We start from the raw sequence: 20,354 nt of genomic DNA on the forward strand, positions 1-20,354 counted from the left end.
ATCCGAGCGTGCGAGGATTTCGGCACGCAGGCACCGGTGGAGCCTGCGGAACCGGGGCTAGACAGGCTGGAGCGGACGCCTAGAATCCGCAGGACAGCAACCAGAAAACGCTTGTAACAACAGGTGATGACGGGCCGGAGCTCTGCGACGGACCGGCAGCACCCAACAGCCGGCCGCGCCAGCGGACGCCCATTCTCTGGTTGAAGCGCAGCGTAAACCAGTGCGAGCCGCAGCGAGCATGCCCTTCCACTTGCCACCGGATTCGCCCGGGCCGGCCACTCCCCTATCGCTTACGCTTTCCTGCCCTGCTTAGGGTGGGGCATGACTGATCCGGCGCCGCGCCCGAACCGCCCTCACGGTGTTCTGCGGCTCCTGGCTGTGGTCTTCACGGTTGCTGCAGCCGGATCGCTGGTGCTGGTGGCCGTGGACCTGGCCATCGGTCGGCCTGCTTCGGGCGATGTTTTCATCGCGTTCCTCAACAGTGTGGCGGCCGTGACGTTGTGGCGATGGAGATCTGAAAACGAGCGGACATGACGAAAGGCCGGCACGTAGGCCGACCTTTCGCGGTTTTTCCTCGGACAAAGGAAATCTGTGGTGCAGCGCCGTTGCTGCCTGGGTGCTAGAAGTTGTGGTGTTCCCGGGCGTGGCCAACGTCGACGGGCCCTGTCTTGTCGCCGGCGGTGAGCAGCTGCAGCTCGAGAATGTCCTCGGCCAGGCTGGCGTCGGCAGCCGGCTGGTCGTCCTCGGTCAGGATGTATCCGTGTCCCACAGTGCGTGCCCTCCCGTTTGTGATGCTTCATGCCCACTGTAGTCCGGGATCCTGCAAGTTAACTGGATGCGGGGCTCCGCCCGCGTCAGCGTGATCGGCGGCCGGAGGAGCGAATGCGGGGGAGGCCGCCCCGCCACCGGAAAGGCCGGGCCGGATCCCTCAAAGGTGATCCGTCCCGGCCTCTGGTGGTTCTTAGATCAGGCGGCGGTTGTAGGACATGTTTTCGTTGCGGGCGACGTCGGCGATGTGGCCGTTGTTGATCAGTTCCCGCAGCAGCACCGCGAGCCGGAATCCGGATACGTCCTCGGCTGCGAGTTTCAGGTAGCGGTCGGCCTGGCTTCCGTGGCCTTTGAGCCATTCCAGCCAGCCCATCAGGCTCAGCATGGGTGCCCGCTGTCCGGCCGGTACGACCTTCATCAGCTCGAAGGCGATGGCTTCGGCGCGGTCAACGCGTGCCCAGTTGGGGCGCCCGGTGAATTTTCCGGTCAGCACGTCTCCGAAGCTGCCGTTGTGGGTGGTGATGGTGTCCCGGAACAGATAGTCACGGAGGTGCCGGTGCTGGAATGCTGCCGCCAGTGCACGGGCGGTTTCGGTGTCAGGCGTTCCATCTGCGTCCAGGACAGCCTGCCACGTCAAGCAGGCCATTTCGAGGTCCTCGTCGGTTCCCTCCGGTGCTTCCACCGGAAGTGCCCACCTGCCCAGCAACGCCGGGTTGTACACGTCGATGTCCGTCGCTGAGCCGAAGTAGGTCAGCGTCGCGTTGGCCTGGCTGTCCTTGATAGCGTCCAGCGGGTTCCTTTCGGCGGTGCCGTAGGTTCCCCAGTGGGCGCTGGTGACCAGCAGGACCTGCCGCACAGGCATCCGGGCCGTCGCGAGCTCGATGCTCAGTGCCGCGACGTGCTCCGCGTAGGGGAACGGGCCGTCCCCGCCGGTTTCGTCGGTGTAGAGGATGACGTAGCTGGCCGTAGCCTTCTCATCATTGGCGGCGTAGGTGGTCATCATCTGCGCGTAGTCCAGCGGCGCGGCCGCGGCCGGGGCGTCCATCCGCAACGTTGCGCCCAGGGTGTTCCGGCGTGCCGTGAGCACCACGAAGGATTCCTTCGGGCGGTTGCCCAGCAGGTGCGGGACGATGGCGATCAGGTCAGCGGGACCGCTGATGGTCAGTTTTTCAGTCATGGTGGTGTTCCTTCTTGTCCGAGAAGTGGGGTGGGTGGGGCGGCTCGTGGTGACCGGCCAGCTTCCCTGCTCCCCCGTTGTTTTTTGGTTGCTGGCAAGCTTGCTTGCTCGGCGGCCGACGGAGGCCTGTCTACCCGTCAGGGCAAGGGCAGAAAAATCTTGCGGGATCCGAGCGTGCGAGGATCCCTGGCTAAAGAATTTTCGGCACGCAGGCCCCGGTGGAGCCTGCGGAACCGGGGCTAGACAGGCTGGAGCGGACGCCTAAAATCCGCAGGACAGCAACCAGAAAACGCTTCTAAACAACCAGGTGATGACGGGCCGGAGCTCTGCGACGGACCGACAGCGCCCAACAGCCGGCCGCGCCAGCGGACGCCCATCAACTGGTTGAAGCGCAGCGCAAACCAGTGCGAGCCCTGCGAGCATGCCCTTCCCCGGGCCACCGATCCGCCCGGGCCGGCCACTCCCCCAGGGCTTGCCGCCGACACCAGGTGATCCGCGCGGGGCTGTTGGCGGGAACGGCGGTCCGCCGCCGGCGACCACCAACCAAAGCCAGCCAGGGGCGGCGGACCGCCCGCGCACCTTGGGCAGGTACAGGCAGCAATGCCGAGGACTCACTTACTCATTGGAGTATTTGAGCAAATGAGTCCCCGTGCGGCATTAGGTCATTGTGGGCCGGTGCTCCGGTGAGAACAGGACGGCCACGAGTTCGTTGTGCCAGTCCAGCGTGGAGTACTGCCGGGTCACGTCCAGCAGCCCAGGATCTACGCGGGCATCTCTGGTCACCGCGTCTGCCATGCCGCGTACCTGCGCGGCGAGGTCTTTCGCGGCGGCCGCGCTGTAGGTCACGGGTGATTTCTCGACGAGGGCGGCGAGGGTTTCGAGGAACACAACGGTCTGCGCGGTGTTTTCGGTGATGCGGCTGGATTCGATCATGGTGCTTGTCCTTTGGTGAAGATGGCCGGGGCCTGGCCGGGCGGGGTTTCCGCCCGGCAAGGGGTTCCGGTGGTTAGGCGGCGTGGACGGTGTAGGGCATGCGGTACCGGCTGGGAAGTTCGGCGGCGGCTTCGGGCAGGTCGTCCGGGCCGTGGGCCTGTCCGTTCTTCCAGTGGAAGAACGCCTGTTCGCTGATCGCGTCCCAGAACCGGGCCTTGGTCCGGTAGTACGTGCAGGTCACGTCGCCCTCGCAGTACGTGGCCATGCCGAACAGGTTGCCGATGGCATCGGCGGTGCGGATTCCGGCGACCATGACGTAGGGCCACTGGCCCAGGTCCCAGCCCTCGTGGCCCCAACTGGGGATCACGGCCCAGCCGTGTTCGCCGATGAGTTCCATCCAGTCGTAGCCGCCGTTCATGTGGTAATCCCCGAGGACGGTGACACCGTCGATGGTTTCTCCGGTGTCGGCGGTGGTCACGGTCTGGGTGGTGATTGCGTTCATGTGGTGTTTCCTTCTTGTCCGAGAAGTGGGGGTGGGTGGGGCGGCTCGTGGTGACCGGCCAGCTCCCCTGCTCACCCCGTTGTTTTTTGGTTGCTGGCAAGCTTGCTTGCTCGGCGGCCGACGGAGGCCTGTCTACCCGTGAGGGCAAGGTGCCGGAAATTCCCGCAGGAAGTAAGCGACGAAGGAGCGCCTGCGGGAATTTCCTGCGCCACAGGCTCCGGTGGAGCTTGCGGAACCGGGGCTAGACGGGCTGGAGCGGACGCCTAGAATCCGCAGGACAGCAACCAGAAAACGTCGTAGACAAGACAGGGCCAGGGTGTCCGGAGCTCTGCGACGGCGCACCCTGGACCCAACAGCCGGCCGCGCCAGCGGACGCCCATTCTCTGGTTGAAGCGCAGCGCAAACCAGTCCCCGCAGGCGTAAAGTGAGAGAGTCCTCCGTCACCGGCTGTTCCCCCCAGTTGGCCGGTGACGGCAGGGCCTGAAACTCCCACACAAGCCAGTCGATGTGGCATGCTCGAAGACGTAAGCAGCAGGATGTTTACACAGCAGAGGGCCAGCATTCCTTGGAATGCTGGCCCTCTGTCTTGGTCAAAAGAACTCACTGGCGTTGATACGGTGGAAGGGTCCCGCCAGGGCAGGCCGTCCCCCCAATGCGACCCACCCTGGCGGGACATTCATTCATTCCAGAAGGGGGTTAGCCGTGGGTCTGAGGAGCTTGTTCGGCAGACGCCAGAAAGCAACGGCCAGAACGGTTGCTGCCCCGTTTGCGGTGAGTGAGCCGGCGGCGGAAGAGCCGCTAACCCCTGAGGAGCTGTCAGAGCTGCAGGAGGCCTGGGCAGAATTCGCCGAAGCGGCTAAAGATTCCGGGGCGAAAAGCGTCCACGCCTGTACCCGTAACGGCAAGCCCTGGCAGGAAGACGCCGCGTCTGTGCGAAGTATGGCGGCGTTGCTGCGCCGCGTACGGGATGAGGACACAACGCCCGGCACCGAACCGGACAGGTAGGACCGGGCCGGCCCTGGTCGGGTGGCCCGGCCTGCGCCGGTTTAGCTTTCCTGGTCCTTCCGGAGCCTGGAGATGGCTCGGTAGGCGGTGATGGAAGCGCCAAGCGCTGCCAGCGAGAGCACGAAGTTCACAATGGTCAGTGGTTCCATGAGGGTTTCCTTATCGTTGAGTTGAACCTAGGCTTAAGAAGGAGCCCGGTGGCCGCAACCATTCACGGTTACGACAACCGGACTTTGAGTAGCTACACCTTCCTTGCTTTACGCCTACGCTTCCGAGTGCCAGCTCGGGAGCGTTTGCTCGTTATGAGCGCGTTCCGCGTGGAAAGCAGAGCGATGACCGCTGTCAGCAGGCTCACGACCGAAGTCGCGAGCTTGATCAGTTCGTCGATGCTCATGTAGCCACCTCCTTCCTGCCCCGCCGTGCGAGGCCCCCACTGTCACAGCCGGTCGAGGGTGAGCCGTCAACCCCGCAGAGCGCACGGGCAGGGCCGCGAAGTAAGGGAGCGCAGCGACCGCGTGGACCTGGACGGGAGCGTGGGTTGACGGGCCGGGCACCCGGACGGCTACGATCAGTGGCCTTGTACGGAGAACAACCCAGCCACATGTAAAGCAAAAACAACGCTTTTACAGGCCGGAGCGCAGCGCAGGACCGGTTCCTGGGTGGAGCGCAGCGGAACCCAGGGCTTGAGGGAACGGGTTGTGCCCACTGGGGGCAGGTGGAGCCCTCCGCACAGCTCAGGCTGTCCCCATTGGCCGTGCAACCCGTTCTTTGTCGTACCCCTCCCCCACAATGAAACCTGCGGCTTCGACGGCCGCTTTTTGTTGGCGTGTCTATTCGAATATATGTTCTAAGGTTGTGTTATGGGACCGGAGCAAGCTGCTGCGCTTCAGGCGCAGTACGCGCGGCGGGCCTGCCCAATCGGGCTGACCATGGAAGAGCTCGATTTCGAGCACTTCCCGGTCAAGAACGGGTATCCGGGGATTCCGGTGAAGGCGTGGATTCGGTTCCCGAACTGTGCCGAACTGGTGGACGGCGAAGTATTCGCCTGGACAGCGAAGGCAGCCGAAGTGACGTGGAAGGACGGGCCGGTGACGTACCGCACCTGGGTGTGGAGCTCAGCGGTCACCCGCCGGGAAAAAATGATGAACAGGAATTTGGGAGAGCGGACCAGCCGTGACAGCAACAGCAAGTGAAACAACCCTCAACGCCCCCGTAGACGTCCGGTTCACGGCTGCCGGCACTCCCCTCGCCGTCCGCTACGACGGCCGGATATGGGCGGTAGCAGCGGAGCCCCTGCACTGGTTCGCCCGGGACTCCTGGTGGGAGACACAGCGCACCGTACCGGTTGGCGTGGGAAACGTCGTAGACATCGAACATTGGCGGGTTCAGGTCCGTCTCGGGTCATCGACCTCAGCTCTGCGGACCTTCGAGCTGCGCCGCGATCCTCTGTCGCGGCAGTGGCTGCTTGAATCAATAACAGATTGCTGACCCGCCGGCGGTGCGGTGTAAGCGGATAGCCTCAGCGATTTCATGTGCGACCGTCGCCGGGTCCTCGTGGGCCCAGAAGCGAAGAACAGTCCATCCGGCGGCTTCAAGATGTTCTGTCGTTTCGATATCTCGGTTGCGATTCCGGGACACCTTCGCGCTCCAATAGGTGACGTTGGACCCGGGGGCGCGGTAGTGGGTCGGGCAACCGTGCCAGAAGCAACCATCGATGAAGACGGCGACACGTGCCCGGGTGAAGACCACATCAGCGGTTCGGCGAAAGGTGGGCAGCGGCCGAAAATTCACTCTGTAACGCAAGCCCTTGGCATGAAGAAGGCACCGAACAGCCAACTCGGGTTTGGTGTCCCGGGAACGGTTGCCCTGCATCGCCTTCCTCGTGGCAGGTGTGGTCGCCAAGGAGTTCTCCACTTTGCCAACCTATGCCGCCTCTGGGTTCTGATCCAGCTCCAAGTAAGCAAAGACACGGGGATCGGGCGCGGATGAAATTCGCACTTGGACTCCCCGCGGAAGTAGCGTTAGGCCCATGAATCACGTCCATTCCCTCCCTCCTCTCTCGCTCGCGCCGTTGCGCGCGGCAGAGTTTTTCGCCGGCATCGGGCTGGTACGCGCAGGCTTGGAACCGGCAGGCTTTGAAATCGTCTGGGCCAACGACTTCGAGCCCGCGAAGAAGGAGATGTACGAGGGAAACTTCGGGACTGACCACGATTTCGCCCTGGGAGACGTCGCTGAGGTCAACAGCTCTCACCTCCCGGAGGACCTGGATCTGGCCTGGGCGAGCTTCCCGTGCACCGATTTGTCCCTCGCCGGAGACCGCCGAGGACTCGCGGGGAAGCAGTCAGGCACCTTCTTCCACTTCACCCGCATTCTGGCTGAGCTTGGGGATAAAAAGCCTCGAGTGATCGCGTTGGAGAACGTCAACGGCTTGGCGACATCCCACGGCGGCGACGACATGGCAGCCCTTGTCAGGGAACTCAACGGCCTCGGCTACAGCGTGGACGTCATGGCCCTGGACGGCCGCCGGTTCGTCGCGCAGTCAAGGCCCCGGATCTTTGTTGTCGGCAGCATGGACGTTCCAGAAGAAGACACCGAAGAAGTATCCACTTTGCGTCCCGAATGGCTGCAAGGAGTGTTTCAGGATGACACGTTGGTGACTCACCGCGCGGCGCTCCCCGAGCCGCCGGCCATGATGACCGTGGGGTTGGCGGACGTTATCGAGGCAATGGGGCCCCGTGACAGCCGTTGGTGGGAGGCCGAACGCAAAAAGAGGTTCCTCGACTCCCTCTCCCCCGTCCAGCGCGGACGTCTGGAAGCTATGAAATCTTCTGAGCTAGTGACCTACCGGACGGCGTACCGGCGAACGCGGGCTGGTGTGCCTGTTTGGGAAATCCGCGCCGATGAGATTTCCGGGTGCCTGCGCACCGCCCGCGGTGGTTCTTCCAAGCAGGCTGTCGTGATGGCCGGCCAGGGAAGGATCGCTGTCCGCTGGATGACACCGCTCGAATACGCCCGCCTCATGGGAGCCCCCGAATACAACCTGAAGGGTCTGCGTGACAGCCAGATACTCTTCGGCTTCGGAGACGCCGTCGTAGTACCGGCCGTTCAATGGGTCGGGGACAACTACCTGGCTCCTCTGATCCGAGGAGAGCTCGCTCAGCCTGCCCTCCTGGAACGGGTGGCTGGTTAGTGTCCTCCCGCGGTGAAGCAACACTGCCCGGAACCGGGCCCGCGAACCCTATCGAGTCCCTCCCGGCAGAAGACGTCCGCCAGTTCCGCGCTGAACTCAAGACCTTCATGGAAAGCCTGGACGGACAGGGCCGCAAAATAGGCACAGCCAAATACGGGATCTATGCGTTCTACGACTATGACGGAGAGCCAATCTATGTGGGTCAGACACGTGAAAAGCTGTCAGGGCGGGTCGGCCGGCATCTGACCAACCAAAGGACCGATGCCGTTGCCATGCGCGTCCTGGATCCGCTGGAAGTCGCGGCAGTAGAAGTGTGGCCTCTTTGGGAATTTGATGAGATGGCCCGCCATGCGACGACGAAGGAAGAGAAAAAGGAGCTGGCGCGCCTTCTCGACGCCTACGAGTACTCCGCCTACCTGAGGGCCATCGAGGAAAGCCGATTCAAGGCGATTCTCAACGAAAAGATCCCTCCTGTGTCCGATCCGGTGCCCCTTCCTCCGTCGTTCAAGGCGTCTCTGGTCACTGAGCTGCATCGGGTCGAAAGAGGTCACGCGGACATCCGCATCGCTCGTAGAGCCGAAACGGTCTCACGGTTGGCCGACGTCGTCCGAGAGCGTGGACAGGTCACTGTCGGGCTCCGACGGGTCCTTGTCGTGCAGGCCGTCCGCCTCGCCTTCCTATCCGCACAACGCCTGGCCGTCGCTGAAGGGCGTCCTATGCCAACGCCCGATTCCATCAACGTCAGCCAACTGGTCGGTTCTGTGCTCGCCGAGGCACCGGACACGGGCGAAGAAGACGACGCCCTATAACTGGCCAGGGACCAAGTCATCGGCGACGGCCAACATCCATTCCCCGTCGCCGAAGCGGATCTCATACAGCGGCTCCCCGACTGGGCTCATGCCTTGGAAATTCACCTCGAAGTAGGGCCACCCGTCGCGGGTCCGTGCGACCGCGTCCCGTGTCTTGACAGCCCGGAAGGTTCCAAGTGGCGCAGCTTCCACTAAGGCGTCACCACTTCCTGCCCCTCGCGCGAGCCCGCGAGTTCGACCCAGCGGGCATAGTTTGGCGTCCAGGTGCCGATTGTCTTTTTGGTGTAGCGGTGCCCGCGCCGGACTTTAGCGACATGGTCGATGAAGTCGGTGATCTCGTGTTCGCTGTAGCCCTGAACGCTGGCCCACGCGGCCAACTTGTCCGCGTCCAGCTCATGTCCCCGCCGTTGGAGTTCCAGCATCGTCGTGATCCCATTCGGGTCATAGTCGTGTTGTGGTCCCGTCAGGTGGCCGAGAAGACTGTCGCGCAGACTGATGAACGCGGCCTCAACGACCGGATCCAGGGCGCTCCTCTCAGTAACTGTCCGCTTGTCGCCAGTCGCCAGGTTCTCAGCTCCCATCCGGTCAAGCCAATGATTGAGGAACGGAACATCGGTTGCCCCATAGGTCAGCACGCACACCGCGGCAGCTCGCTGCAGCTGGCGGGAAGTCAACTTCAAAAGGAGTTCCCGAAGGGGGAACATCACCAGAATAGGTCGGCCCGCGGCACTCGGAGTGGCACCCCTGTTCTTGGTATGGATAGAGTCCAAGGCTTTCGCCAGGGCTTTAGGCACCAGCTCCAGTCCGTGGGAGGCCTCGGTGGCAAGAATCCCGCGCCCCCCGTTCGGATGCGCTGACAACCATTTGAGCCCTTCCGAAACCAGCATTTCCTGGTCCAGACCTTCCTGCCACTCCAAAAAATACACCGGCGCGAATTCCGGAACCTTGTGCATACTCTTACCCCTCTGAAAGCACGATCATGTCAGTGCCATGATGCCGCGAGGGTCAGACATTTCTTAGAACCGGTCTTGACTGCCGTTCTGCTTCTCTGAGGCGCGCTGCCGCCGGAAAAAGCAAGAACAAAGCGCCCACCTTCCGAATCGCTGCCGCCGGCGCAGTTTCCCCCCAAACCTGGCACCCCCACACCCCCATCCTTAACGTGTATCGCATTGGTATCGCATATGGATCGCAACGGGTATCGACATGGACTAACAAACTGGCACCTGAGAGAGTCCTTCCGGCCGTACCAGCCTGGGCGTTTAGGACCGCTGAGCCCGTAGGGTGTACCCATGACAACCGAACGGAACCCCTTCGATGGCCTGGACGACAAGCCGGAGCTAGACACGGCGGAAACCCGGAGCCAGCTCTTCACGGACGCGAAGCGCGGCTTCGTGCGCATCCGCAAAGATTTCGTCCAGCGACCCTCCAAACCCCGCCCCTCAATCCTCGCCGACTTCGTAACAGGGCGGAAGGAACGGGCCCTCGACCTCTTACTCACGATCCACGCACTCCAACCAATCCTTGACGGGACACCCCTGGCCCTCGCCACCTGGGCTCGGCTCCTCGATTCAGAAAAGCGTCCCTGCACTACCCGGGCCATTGCGTCCGCTTTGCGCGTCCTTGAAGAGATGGACCTATTGCACACCGAGGGTCCGAAAACCGCCCCGGAGATCGTTCTCCATCGCGAGAACGGCGACGGAACTCTTTGGACAAAGGAACGCCCAGACGCCGCAGCAGCAGATCCGGGCAGGGGCTTCTTCACCGTGCCCTTCCACTACTGGACAGAGGGAACCATCGATCGTCTCCGGCTCCCCGGCAAGGCCATGTTTCTCATTCTGCTGAAAGAGACACAAGATCCCGCCGGGCCCCTCACCTTCACCATGCCCGTAGAACGGGCCAGCGAGTGGTACGGCATAAGCGAACGCACGGCCGAACGCGGCTACTTGGAGCTCTCGAAACGCCTCATCATCCGGCAACACGTCCAAAAGATCCCAGACGCCCGCCACCCTGCAGGCCGAAAGGAAGTTCACCACCGCGCACTGGCGGGGCACTACAGCACCGACTACCGCGAGTTCCTTCGAGATGAAGCGCAGAAAGCATCAACAGGCACCAAATAGTGCCCTCTCCAAATTTCCCGACCGTCGGGACAGCTCCCTCCGTGGGGCCATCATGAAAGGGGAACCGTGGCTAAACCAAAGCCCAGCCCACGAGAAAAACCACGAAAACGGAAGAAGGTAGGACACAACAATCAGCTGGCCAGCATCTTTTGTGTCCTAGCCTTCGCCCGCGAGCTCCTAAAGCTCTACAACGACCTGTAGCAACGACCACAGAACGTGCACGTCCCCCCTTCCTTCATACCCAGGGGGGCGTGCACTTACCTTACCTGCCCTTTCTGAACCGGAATATCCCGTACCGACAGGTAGCTGCTTGTTCGTCAGAGGCCCCTGCTAGGGTGACCGGCAAACCGCCATTCCTCAACGGCTCTTGCAGAACGGGAGGCTCCTGATGATCGAGCACGAATCACCACCCGCTGTTAGAGCGAATTCGTGCGCCGTAGTCGGCCGGACCATCTGCGCGCCGCTCTCGCCCAAGCCGGGCTGCGGATGCCTGCATTCCGGGGCTACGCCGGCTCGAGCTGACAGTCATCAGAAATGAAGCGCCACGACAACATCTACGCCGTCGTGGGTGCGGCGGACTCCCGTGAAGTAGTGATCGCTCCCGCTGATAAATATGAAGCGAGAACCATGCGATCAGATGCCAAGGCATCCGGCACATCGTTCTATTGCTCTGTGGCGGTAGGCGGGTGCGGCGGCAAATTGAAACTTGCGGCAGGGGACGTTCGCCTGCCGTACTTCAGTCATGCGCCGGAAGCTGCATGCTCCCTCACCGACTCCTCCGCCAGAGACGGGTACACGCACCTCGCCATCCAGAAAGCGTTGAAGCTGTGGGTAGAACGCAGCCCGCAGCTTCGGTGCGACTTGGAGGTGACAACGCTTGATCAGAAGGGGCGAAGCGACCTTGTCATAGGAAGCGCAAACGACAGCCGGCGTCTTGGCCTGGAAGTCCAACTATCGCCTCTCACCCACGACGAGATGCAGCGCCGCTCTGCCATCTATCTGAAAGCTGTAGACCACGTCCAGTGGCTCTACGGGAACGAGGACAACCAGGCCTGCTGGGGCGAGGTTGAAAGACGACGGTATGCACTCCGTGTGAGGATCAATATGCAGACTCTAGATTGCGACCTCGGCTATTACGGGTTCCACGGCGCACACGACGCCGGCTCAATCCAAACGACATGGCGTCCCCTTGCTGACTGGATCATCCGGCCAAACGGACTGTTCTCCCCCAGCATCAAGACCGTTCTCGAGGAAGCCCGGGAGCAGGCCGAGCGCCTGCACGCCGCGAAACCTCCGCGGCCACCCAAACCAGCTGCCCCCACCGTGCCCGCCTACGAAGCTCTACATACGAGCCTGAAAAGTCGCTTTCAGCACACCCTTTTCCCCGACAACGCCGCTATTCGGCTGAGGGTAATCAACGCGATCTACAGGCGGACCGTCAAGGGGCAATTGGACGAGGCGACCGCTACGGAACTCCTCGAATGGCTGGGTAGGAAGCCGTGGTCGTCATGGTGGAAAACCCTGCTCGGAACCCGGAGCAAGGACGCCGAAATCATAATCCACGTGATCGACGTCCATTCCCGCAGGAGACACGACAGCAAGACGTGATCCCGTCAGCACAGGACGCGCTTTCTGAGCACCCGCGGTTACGTCCGCAGGCTGGGTAGAGTCACGCCATGATCAATCTGAACAGTCCCCTGCCTGAAGTCATTCTCAATTCCCTTGTTGCCCCCTCAGCTGTTCAGAACCACTCGGTCCACGTGGACAGCGACCGCTGGCAAAAAGCACTCCACGAACGCGGGCTTCCAACTGCCCGAGGCAAATTCGCGACCGGAGGCAAAATCACCATCTCCCGCGCAGAGATTTTCACAATCGGCCAACAGATCCCGACCCGAGAAGGCTCGATGCAACTGCTCTACCACGCTCTTGCGTGGGGACTAGGAATGCGGGCCTCATGGCTGCACCTCCGGCTCAACGGACTAGCAAAAAATCCCGACCACGCCGCAGCAACATTGGAAGCATCCTGGACGGCCGCCCGTTCCGGAGCGTCCCCCAGTTCGGTCTACAGAACACTCACAACAGAAAGAGGCGGCGGCCGCATCCAGCAACTAGGGCCGGCCTTCGGGACTAAATTCATGTACTTCGCCGAAGGCACCTCACCCATGCCCAAACACCTGATCCTTGATCGCGTCGTGGCAGGAAAACTGAAGAAGCTCGAAGTCTGGCCTGACGCCCGCACAGACACTTGGGCACCCGGAACGTATGAGAGCTACTGCCAACTACTAAAGCAATGGGCGGCCGAGGCCACACAGCGTCTAGATGTCGATCCTCCGGTGAGGGCGGACCAGATCGAAATGACCCTGTTCAAAGTCAAACTGTGATTCCATGTGCTGGACCCTTGCTACGGTCCTGGCGAGATAATGAGGACACTGGACTAGTAAGCGCTAGGACGGCACCGAGACCAGGAAGAACAACCAATGGCAGCGCGTCGGCCTTACAAAACACATCGTCAACAACACTTGGGTGACTTTCTCGACGTGTTGCAGGCGCAGGGTTGGTTGGTTTGGGAAAGGGCCACGGAAGACAGCCCGACCGTTTTTCTCATCAGAGAGATTGGGTCACCGCCAAGGCAGTACAGAACCTGGGATGCCGAAACTGTGGCCCAGCGCGTCGCGGACAGGGAAGGCATCCTCTGGCTACCCGTTCCCTACCCTGGCGGCCTGGATCAATACAAAGAGACGATGGCTCAAATCGCAGTGCTTGCAAGCCGCAAACAAAGCACGTCAGCCCCCGGAACGTAATAGCGGTCGCTATTAGGACGCCGTATGCGTTGAGCTTCAGACGAGGTTCAACGGAGGAAGCCATTCGACTCGCAGACCTACCTCCCAGCCGTGAGCTGCTTTCCATTGCCGCATAGGATCCATCCGGGCTCACATGCTGAGGGTGCTCCGACTGAGGCCCCTGCTCTTTGAAAAATTCTCCCTCAGGCGGCAGTTCTCCAATCCTTCGTCATCGCTCAGGTCCCGCGCAGAGGACGTTACCCTTCGACTCCCGCCGAGGCCTCCACCGGGATAAGCATCGAGATCACCTCTTCGGTCAATTCAGCCGTCTTTGCCGCCCTGTCCTCAGAAATGCGATGTTCCTCACGAACCCGCTTAACGCAATCGCGCACGTATGAAAGTGCATCATTTAGCGCGGGTTCCCCAAGGATGAATTCGTTTCGGGCCAGGTACTGAATCATGGAGGGACTATGCACCTGGCGCCGGTTTGCCCTTGCGATAGCTACCATTGAGACGTAGAAGCGCACATTGCTACGTTCACTAGTGGAAACGTCGTCCCGCTGTTTCAAGTAGGCATCGACCGACTTTTGGGTCCGCGCCAACCATAGATACGTGCTTAGGTCGAAGTTCTCCGAAAAAATGGTCTGGTAGTCCTCGTTCTTACGGATGAGGGTCGAGGGCCTGGCGCGGGAACTGTGAGGCTGTGACAATCCGATGGCCATGACCGACTGAGCAAGATATGCGATGCTGACGATCCGTTCGACATTTTTCCCAGAGTTCTTGTAAAAGTTTTTCCTTCGGTCGTAATACCAACCATGAGCGAGGAAGTAGCTCTCAAGCTGTCGTTGTATTTTGTCGGTAGCCCGCAGCGATGCGTCGGAAACCTGGGTCTGGCTATTGGTGGCCCGAATGACTTGATCCCGAACCTCAGGATCGTCTGTGGAGAGGATGCGTACAAGCAGCTTTCTGCCGGCGGAGACTTCCGCGACGGCAGTTTTCTGCATTTCGTGGTGAATAGTGTGGGAGGTCTGGAGACCGTTGACAATCTGAACGTCATCCAGGATGAATTCGTTGCCAGCGGTGGTCACTTGACCTGAGCAAAGTATGGTTACCCCGTTGTTCAACCACCAAAAGTCAGGGGCATCAGGATCTCCTAGGGATTGAGCTATCTCCCTGTTGACCTTCACGCCCTTCTGATAGTCACGCACGTTCCAATCGAAGATGTGTCGGAGAAGGCTTCCATCAGATTCGTCGCTGATGAACTTGAAGTAATCAGCCACCTTGACCAGAGCCAAATGACTATCTCCATCATTTTCATGCTTCTCGAAGCGGAGCCTGAGCGCATAGGAAGGGACGGTTTCATGGGCGGCCCAAAGTTCCTTTGCGCCAAAGAAATCGAAGGAGACTGTGCCGCCTACCAGGTGTCGCTCTATGAGACCGCAAAGCTCGATTCCTTTGCTGGTCACTCGCGGATTCACCAAGGCCACATCACCAAGGGTTGCGTAGGCCACCACGGCCCTTAGCTTGACGCGTCGCGTGACCAGTTTTTTCCACGCCCTTCGAAAAATGTCGAAGCGAGCAAGTAGTTCGGGAGCATAAAGGGTGTCCAGCAGTTCCACGTCAGGGTCGAGCTTCAGCAGACGATCCAAAGAGGACGAGAGCTTATCGATAGCCGTCTCACCAAAGGAAGACTCTTCCTTTGCCTGCACGATGTACAGCGTCAGAGATTGATCGCGGGGAAATTCTCCCGGTTTTGTGTCTTCGGAAAGCAACTCATCATCTTCATCGATGACCTGTTCGCCCAACACGGTGTAAACGGCGTCGATGCCACCATCGAGGGCGCCGCCGATCCTGCCAGCTTCGATCTCCTCGGATGACAGTTCCAGTGAGTGCAGGACTTTTTCTGCCGCAAAGAGCTCGAAGGCCTCAGAACGATGCAAGTTCTGTCCGTTTGCGCTCATCCACTCACTGAATGCTGCGTTGACGAGTGCAACCTCGTTTGATGACAAGTGTCCTCCAATGTATTCCCTGCGTTCGGAGTCAACACTAATGGGCCGGGACGACAGCTTTGATCGAGTACGCCGCCGGAATGCACTCCGGCTCCATTGGCGGTCCTACCAGTGCTAACGATTGCCGCTTCAAAGTAACTACTGACTAGGCGCTCGGACCATTTCGACCTCCCGCACGTCGTCGCCGGTCCTCACCGCCCTCGCCTCTCGTCAATACCGGGAACCAACTCTGAGTGGGCTGAATTTGTCAGTGGCCACCGCAAGTACGTACTTCCACTCATCGCCTTCTGCGAATTCAGGCTGGGGAACAGCATCGGGAAATATCACGCCATTGCCGTGCATTCCTACTTGTCTTGGAGGAAACTCGCTAGCCAGAGCACGGAAGCCGTGGCTGGGACATTCAAGCGAGTTGGCAGTGATGTACCACGGTTCATTGATGCCGACTACTTCTGACAGCGGTCCAGCAAGGTGAATCTTCCCGGGATTTTTCCGGCGTGAGTCCAAGGCCACTTGAAGATTGGTAGCGAGGCGTTTTCCTATGGCATCCCAGTCGTAACTTTGGAATTGAGCAAGGCCGACATCAGCAGTTGCCTGGATTTCGTAGGCCAGGTCTTGAACCACATCCGCGTACGTCTTGGAAGGTGCCCAAACCACGAACGATTCTTTTTCCCCTGTGTCTGCTCCTAAGCAAAGGCTGTAGTCTGCCACAGTTGTGTAGAGCGGCTCCCCATATCCGGGTTCATCCGACACGTATTGCAAAGAGAGAAAGACGCTCAACGAACCCGGATGCTCGCCTGCCTGAACAGTCAATTTGTCGTCTTCCAAGGCACCGATTTCCGACAAGCACTCCATAGCCCTTCTAGCTGACTTTCGGGAAAGGGAGTCCCGGAAGTCGGCTACCACAGAGTCCTGTTCATCCATCCTCGACTGCAGGGATGCGTATATTTCTTCTCTCATGGAGTCGAATTTTTTGGCGACCTCTTCGTCTACCTCCCGACGGACATTGCTCGCCACAGTGGCCGTTGCTTGGCCAACCGCCGTCTCAACGTCTGCCTTGACCTCCATACGAAACTTTGGACCTAGCCAAGTGAGAACTCCGGCAGAAACGAAAGCGACACCCATACTGGCCAGGATGGATTGAGTTGCCGCGAGTTGATCAGGGTCTACTCCTGGCCACAGGGTTCTAACCATGTAGGCCGCAAAGCTGATGAGCGCGCCAATGGTCACCAACCAGAAAACGTAGTCAGGACGGGTTTTTATCGGATTCGGCACGTTATCGGGTGATTCAGTCACAGTCGAACCCTATATTTGGGCTGGCATATTCTCGGGGACGCTAGGCCGTCCCAGTTCCTTAGAACTGGGACACCTTGGCGGGACACTCTTCCGCGGATCCGGATCGTCTAGATGCCGCTTAATCTGACTGTCCCGTTTGTTGTTCCAAAACCCCCGCCACAATGGCCCGTCACAGGGGCAACTTTCGGTACGGTTTTAGGCATGGAGATTGGGTATGCGCGTGTGTCAACGGTGAAACAAGATCTGGCCCGGCAACTGGACGCCTTGGCGGCCGCCGGCATCGAAACGGTCTTCTCGGACAAGAAGTCCGGGGCCACCACCGATCGCGCGGGGCTCCAGGACGCGTTACGTCACGCCAGAGCCGGCGACGTGCTTGTGGTCCACACGTTGGACCGGCTGGGGCGGACAGTGCGGGACACCCTAAACCTGGTCCACGACCTCAAGGAACGCGGCGTCGGTGTCCGGACGCTGGCTGATCCCCTGCCCATCGACACTTCGAACCCGAACAGTCCCCTGGCGCAACTGGCCGTTGTCATGCTGGCACTCTTCGCAGAGATGGAACGAACCTATGCAGCAGAACGCGCCTCACATGCCCGCGCAGTGGCATCTGCCAACGGGCGCCGCACTGGACGGCCTTCCGTGATCGATGCCGACAAGCTCGAACACGCCGCCCTGCTGCGAGACAAGGGCCTCTCCATGAAGGAGATCACCGCCAAGACTGGGCTGAAACGCACCACCTTGTACCGGCACCTGCCACCTCGCTCCCCCTCCCCTGACTTGTTGACCGCTAATGCCCTTTGACACGGACACGTTTAGTTTTGTCCTGACCTATGGTGGAACGCTGCTCGTGGCGCTCCTGATGTTCATCGGGCAGCTGACCGCTGTGGGGATTCTTCTGATTCTTGCTGGGATTACCTGGCTGACTGCTTACCCCATCAAGGCGATCGCGCGGGCATTCAGTAGATCTGACCGGACCTAAGCTCGGAGACCTGCCGGCCCCCGCCGCGGGCCGGGTCAGCCGTGACATGATGCACGTATGACGTTCACTCCTCAGGCGCTACGTGAATGGGCACGAGGCTCCCTCCCCTGCGAAGCCGCCACAGAACTTCTTCTCCGTGCTTTCAATGGGCGCTTCGCCCAGGCGGGCTGGCCATGGATGCACAGCGATGAGCAAGGCCGGAGCTGGGTCGATTTCGAGGCCATCCCCGAGAACATAGACGGGCTTTCCGGTGGTGAGCGCCGATTCCTGATGATCGCGGCATCGCTTGGAGGCGATGAGCAGGTTGCCCTCTCCGACGTTGTACCGGGGCTCGACCGGGCGTTGCTGGATCTTGTGCTGGCGGCACTTGCCCATGCTGCGGGTTCCCACCAGGACTCTGTTATCCTCGAAAAGCCTGAAGGCGTCCTGGGATTTGAGCGGGTCGACACCTTGTATCCGTGGCCGAAAGACGCCCCTGCCCTGCGCGTGATCGACGGCGGCCAGAACTAGCTGCTTCCTGGCGCAGGACAGCGTGGTCTCCACTCCGGCGGGGCGAGCCTGATAAGTCGCGGTGCAGCTAGCAGATCGGCTTTGCCACACGTCCGCCCAGTTCACCCCATGACGAACCTCTGGCAGCGTCACTGATGCCCCCCAGCCCCTGTCCAGGTTCTACGAATAAACCTGCCCCCTGCTTTTCCTTCAGCCCGCAATACCCCAATGTCGATCTACGGACCTAGCGGTGCTGTTCAGCTGTCTTTGAGACGTCGGCCGCCGGGAAGTTTTTCTCCCCAGGATGGATACATCTCGCCCTGGTTGTGTTCAGCTTCGCGGCGCGCGGTTTCTGCTTCGATGGCCTTGGTCACGAAATGGCTCCAGGTGTTGTCTCCTTCGGCGTAACTGGTCGCCTTGTACGCGGCCCTCGCCCGGTTGCGGAGCGCAGCGGGGATACTCACCGTCATGTTGGCTGTTTCGGAATCCTTGGGTTCCTCCTTTTTTGGCGCATCGGGTCGGTGTCCGGGGAGCATTCGTGCCAGGGGGGCATCTGTGGAGGGTGCGGCATTGCGTTTCGGAGGCAAGCCAAGTGCGGGCCGGCCGGGTGTTGCTGCTTCGGCGCTCACGCGTTGACCTCCTGGGATTCTGCAACAGCGATGCGCCGCGTTACTTCCATAGCAACTGCATGGAGGTCCTCGGCAACGCTGGAAGCCGACTTCGGCCCCGCATTCCCGGCTTTCGCTTCCCCGCGGAGGACCTCCCACCATTTCGGTCCTTTGCTAAGTTCACGTTCCAGTTCGTGGGCCAGCAATCCGCGTTCCCGACACGCCTGGGCGGTTGCCTCGGCATGCCGAATGGACATCGGAAACAGCACTTCGTCAGTACCAAAATCTGCTGTGAGGTGGTCCCGGGTGACCTTGTGTACCTGCTTAGAATTCGTACCGGTCCCGACCAGGACGACGCCCAACAGATCCAATGCCGGGTTGAGTCCAACAACGCTGTCCATGCGCGCTGCGACTGCGGCGACGCCCTTACGACTGGACATGTCGGTCTTGAGCGGCACCAGCGCGTACCGGGCGGCAGCCACAGCTGCGGCCTGCAACGGCTCGTTCCCTGGAGGACAATCGAGCAGAACAAGGTCGTACTCCCCCGCCACCCTGGCAAGTAGTTTAGCCAGAGCTAGCTGTGCAGCGTCACGGTCCTTCTGGGCCTTGGCTCCAAGGAAAGCGGCAGCATCATCAAGTTGAGGACCTCCGGCGATGACGTCCAAATTAGGACGCACGCTCAAGAGCAGATCTGGTTCTCCCCCAAAGCACAGCGAGGCTGCCAGGCTTCTACCTCCATCGCCTTGATCGGCATAGCCAAGGTCTTCGGCAAGGTTTCCCTGGGGATCAAGGTCCACGAGGAGCACTCGTGACCCGCCCTCGGCAAGAAGTCCCCCAACGTTTGCAACCAGGCTGGTCTTAAAAACCCCGCCCTTCCCGTTTATTACCGCAATCACGCGGCTGAGGGCACCGCGGTCCACATCGAGTTTCATATCTTCCCCTTCCAAAGTGATTCCAGCGTAACCAGCAACAGTGGCTCTACTTGGGAAGCTGGTTTCCGTGTCTTTACTTTTTTCACTTGTGAACCATGTGAAACCAGTGGGGGATCGATTTGCCAACCCGTATTCCCTGTCTATGCTTTTTTCACTTGTGAAACCGGCGAACCCTGCAAACCCGGTGAAACCAGAAGGCTTCGTTGCCAACCCGTCTTCCCTGACTATCCTTTCTTCACTTGGAAAACCGACGAACCACGCCTGGTGGACATGCGAGCCCAACATCTACCGGGGACTCGTTACCGGGTAGTCATTTCCCGCCCAGAACGTGACCCAGGACGTAGGCGGCAACAGTGGCTTTACTTGAAAAGCTGGCTTCCCTGTCTATACTTTTTTCACTTGTGAAACCGGCGAACCCTGCAAACCCGGTGAAACCAGAAGGCTTCGTTGCCAACCCGTCTTCCCTGACTATCCTTTCTTCACTTGGAAAACCGACGAACCACGCCTGGTGGACATGCGAGCCCAACATCTACCGGGGACTCGTTACCGGGTAGTCATTTCCCGCCCAGAACGTGACCCAGGACGTAGGCGGCAACAGTGGCTTTACTTGAAAAGCTGGCTTCCCTGTCTATACTTTTTTCACTTGTGAAACCGGCGAACCCTGCAAACCCGGTGAAACCAGAAGGCTTCGTTGCCAACCCGTCTTCCCTGACTATCCTTTCTTCACTTGGAAAACCGACGAACCACGCCTGGTGGACATGCG

Annotated in this window: 20 protein-coding genes; 10 read left to right on the plus strand and 10 right to left on the minus strand. The window is 60.4% G+C overall.

The features are described 5' to 3' along the window. The first annotated feature begins 321 nt into the window (after positions 1-321). Positions 322-534, plus strand: a complete 213-nt coding sequence (locus HTS88_RS18085) for a hypothetical protein (protein WP_174180825.1) — start codon at positions 322-324, stop codon at positions 532-534. A gap of 85 nt (positions 535-619) precedes the next feature. On the opposite strand, the gene HTS88_RS18090 is transcribed toward HTS88_RS18085, so the two are convergent. From HTS88_RS18090 to HTS88_RS18105, 4 genes are all read right to left on the minus strand, one after another. Then, positions 620-769 carry a hypothetical protein gene (locus HTS88_RS18090; protein WP_174180827.1) on the minus strand — a complete coding sequence of 50 codons (150 nt, stop codon included), beginning with the start codon at positions 767-769 and terminating at the stop codon, positions 620-622. A gap of 192 nt (positions 770-961) precedes the next feature. Further along, positions 962-1,945: a DUF4192 family protein gene (locus HTS88_RS18095; protein ID WP_174180829.1), complete on the minus strand. Its 984-nt coding sequence runs from the start codon at positions 1,943-1,945 to the stop codon at positions 962-964. A gap of 657 nt (positions 1,946-2,602) precedes the next feature. Next, the gene (locus tag HTS88_RS18100; RefSeq protein WP_174180831.1) at positions 2,603-2,878 is read right to left on the minus strand and encodes a hypothetical protein; all 276 of its coding nucleotides are present in this window, start codon (positions 2,876-2,878) and stop codon (positions 2,603-2,605) included. 73 nt (positions 2,879-2,951) lie between these two features. Then, the gene (locus HTS88_RS18105; RefSeq protein WP_174180834.1) at positions 2,952-3,380 is read right to left on the minus strand and encodes a hypothetical protein; all 429 of its coding nucleotides are present in this window, start codon (positions 3,378-3,380) and stop codon (positions 2,952-2,954) included. Between the two features lie 1,865 nt (positions 3,381-5,245). On the opposite strand from HTS88_RS18105, the gene HTS88_RS18110 reads away from it, so the two are divergent. After that, a complete protein-coding gene (locus HTS88_RS18110; protein WP_174180836.1) occupies positions 5,246-5,578 on the plus strand; it encodes a hypothetical protein in 333 nt (110 codons plus the stop codon). Then, complete coding sequence (locus HTS88_RS22025; protein ID WP_174180838.1) at positions 5,559-5,873, plus strand: hypothetical protein; 315 nt, start codon at positions 5,559-5,561, stop codon at positions 5,871-5,873. The genes HTS88_RS18110 and HTS88_RS22025 overlap by 20 nt, the downstream gene beginning before the upstream one ends. On the opposite strand, the gene HTS88_RS18120 is transcribed toward HTS88_RS22025, so the two are convergent. Next, positions 5,856-6,299, minus strand: coding sequence for a DNA mismatch endonuclease Vsr (locus HTS88_RS18120; protein WP_174180840.1), 444 nt, complete (start codon positions 6,297-6,299; stop codon positions 5,856-5,858). The two genes, HTS88_RS22025 and HTS88_RS18120, sit on opposite strands and share 18 nt — an antisense overlap. A 115-nt stretch (positions 6,300-6,414) precedes the next feature. Here HTS88_RS18120 and HTS88_RS18125 point away from each other — a divergent pair, with 115 nt between their 5' ends. Then, on the plus strand, positions 6,415-7,575 hold the full coding sequence (locus HTS88_RS18125; protein ID WP_174180842.1) for a DNA cytosine methyltransferase: 1,161 nt from the start codon (positions 6,415-6,417) through the stop codon (positions 7,573-7,575). A gap of 107 nt (positions 7,576-7,682) precedes the next feature. Next, positions 7,683-8,384, plus strand: coding sequence for a GIY-YIG nuclease family protein (locus HTS88_RS18130; protein WP_174180844.1), 702 nt, complete (start codon positions 7,683-7,685; stop codon positions 8,382-8,384). Positions 8,385-8,575: 191 nt separating this feature from the next. On the opposite strand, the gene HTS88_RS18135 is transcribed toward HTS88_RS18130, so the two are convergent. Continuing rightward, the gene (locus tag HTS88_RS18135) at positions 8,576-9,337 is read right to left on the minus strand and encodes a hypothetical protein (protein WP_174180846.1); all 762 of its coding nucleotides are present in this window, start codon (positions 9,335-9,337) and stop codon (positions 8,576-8,578) included. Positions 9,338-9,673: 336 nt separating this feature from the next. Here HTS88_RS18135 and HTS88_RS18140 point away from each other — a divergent pair, with 336 nt between their 5' ends. From HTS88_RS18140 to HTS88_RS18150, 3 genes are all read left to right on the plus strand, one after another. Further along, positions 9,674-10,501 (plus strand): hypothetical protein, encoded by an 828-nt coding sequence (locus tag HTS88_RS18140; RefSeq protein ID WP_174180848.1) that lies wholly within the window; start codon positions 9,674-9,676, stop codon positions 10,499-10,501. Positions 10,502-11,035: 534 nt separating this feature from the next. Beyond that, complete coding sequence (locus HTS88_RS18145; protein WP_174180850.1) at positions 11,036-12,109, plus strand: competence protein CoiA family protein; 1,074 nt, start codon at positions 11,036-11,038, stop codon at positions 12,107-12,109. 68 nt (positions 12,110-12,177) lie between these two features. Beyond that, entirely contained in the window at positions 12,178-12,882 is a 705-nt protein-coding gene (locus tag HTS88_RS18150) for an 8-oxoguanine DNA glycosylase OGG fold protein (protein WP_174180852.1), read from the plus strand. Positions 12,883-13,538: 656 nt separating this feature from the next. On the opposite strand, the gene HTS88_RS18155 is transcribed toward HTS88_RS18150, so the two are convergent. Together HTS88_RS18155 and HTS88_RS18160 are read right to left on the minus strand one after the other, a co-directional pair. Further along, positions 13,539-15,242 (minus strand): AIPR family protein, encoded by a 1,704-nt coding sequence (locus tag HTS88_RS18155; protein WP_174180854.1) that lies wholly within the window; start codon positions 15,240-15,242, stop codon positions 13,539-13,541. Between the two features lie 258 nt (positions 15,243-15,500). Further along, positions 15,501-16,583 (minus strand): hypothetical protein, encoded by a 1,083-nt coding sequence (locus tag HTS88_RS18160; protein WP_174180856.1) that lies wholly within the window; start codon positions 16,581-16,583, stop codon positions 15,501-15,503. Between the two features lie 201 nt (positions 16,584-16,784). Between HTS88_RS18160 and HTS88_RS18165 the strand changes: the two genes are divergently transcribed. Continuing rightward, positions 16,785-17,384 carry a recombinase family protein gene (locus tag HTS88_RS18165; RefSeq protein WP_174180858.1) on the plus strand — a complete coding sequence of 200 codons (600 nt, stop codon included), beginning with the start codon at positions 16,785-16,787 and terminating at the stop codon, positions 17,382-17,384. 235 nt (positions 17,385-17,619) lie between these two features. Continuing rightward, entirely contained in the window at positions 17,620-18,072 is a 453-nt protein-coding gene (locus tag HTS88_RS18170; RefSeq protein WP_174180860.1) for a hypothetical protein, read from the plus strand. A 236-nt stretch (positions 18,073-18,308) separates the two neighbouring features. Here HTS88_RS18170 and HTS88_RS22440 read toward each other — a convergent pair whose 3' ends face one another. Beyond that, a complete protein-coding gene (locus tag HTS88_RS22440; RefSeq protein WP_217432716.1) occupies positions 18,309-18,680 on the minus strand; it encodes a ParB family protein in 372 nt (123 codons plus the stop codon). Then, the gene (locus HTS88_RS18180) at positions 18,677-19,801 is read right to left on the minus strand and encodes a ParA family protein (protein ID WP_217432717.1); all 1,125 of its coding nucleotides are present in this window, start codon (positions 19,799-19,801) and stop codon (positions 18,677-18,679) included. Before HTS88_RS18180 ends, HTS88_RS22440 begins: the two co-directional genes overlap by 4 nt. Between the last annotated feature and the right edge of the window lie 553 nt (positions 19,802-20,354).

Source organism: Pseudarthrobacter oxydans, assembly GCF_013314975.1.
Lineage (GTDB): Bacteria > Actinomycetota > Actinomycetes > Actinomycetales > Micrococcaceae > Arthrobacter > Arthrobacter oxydans.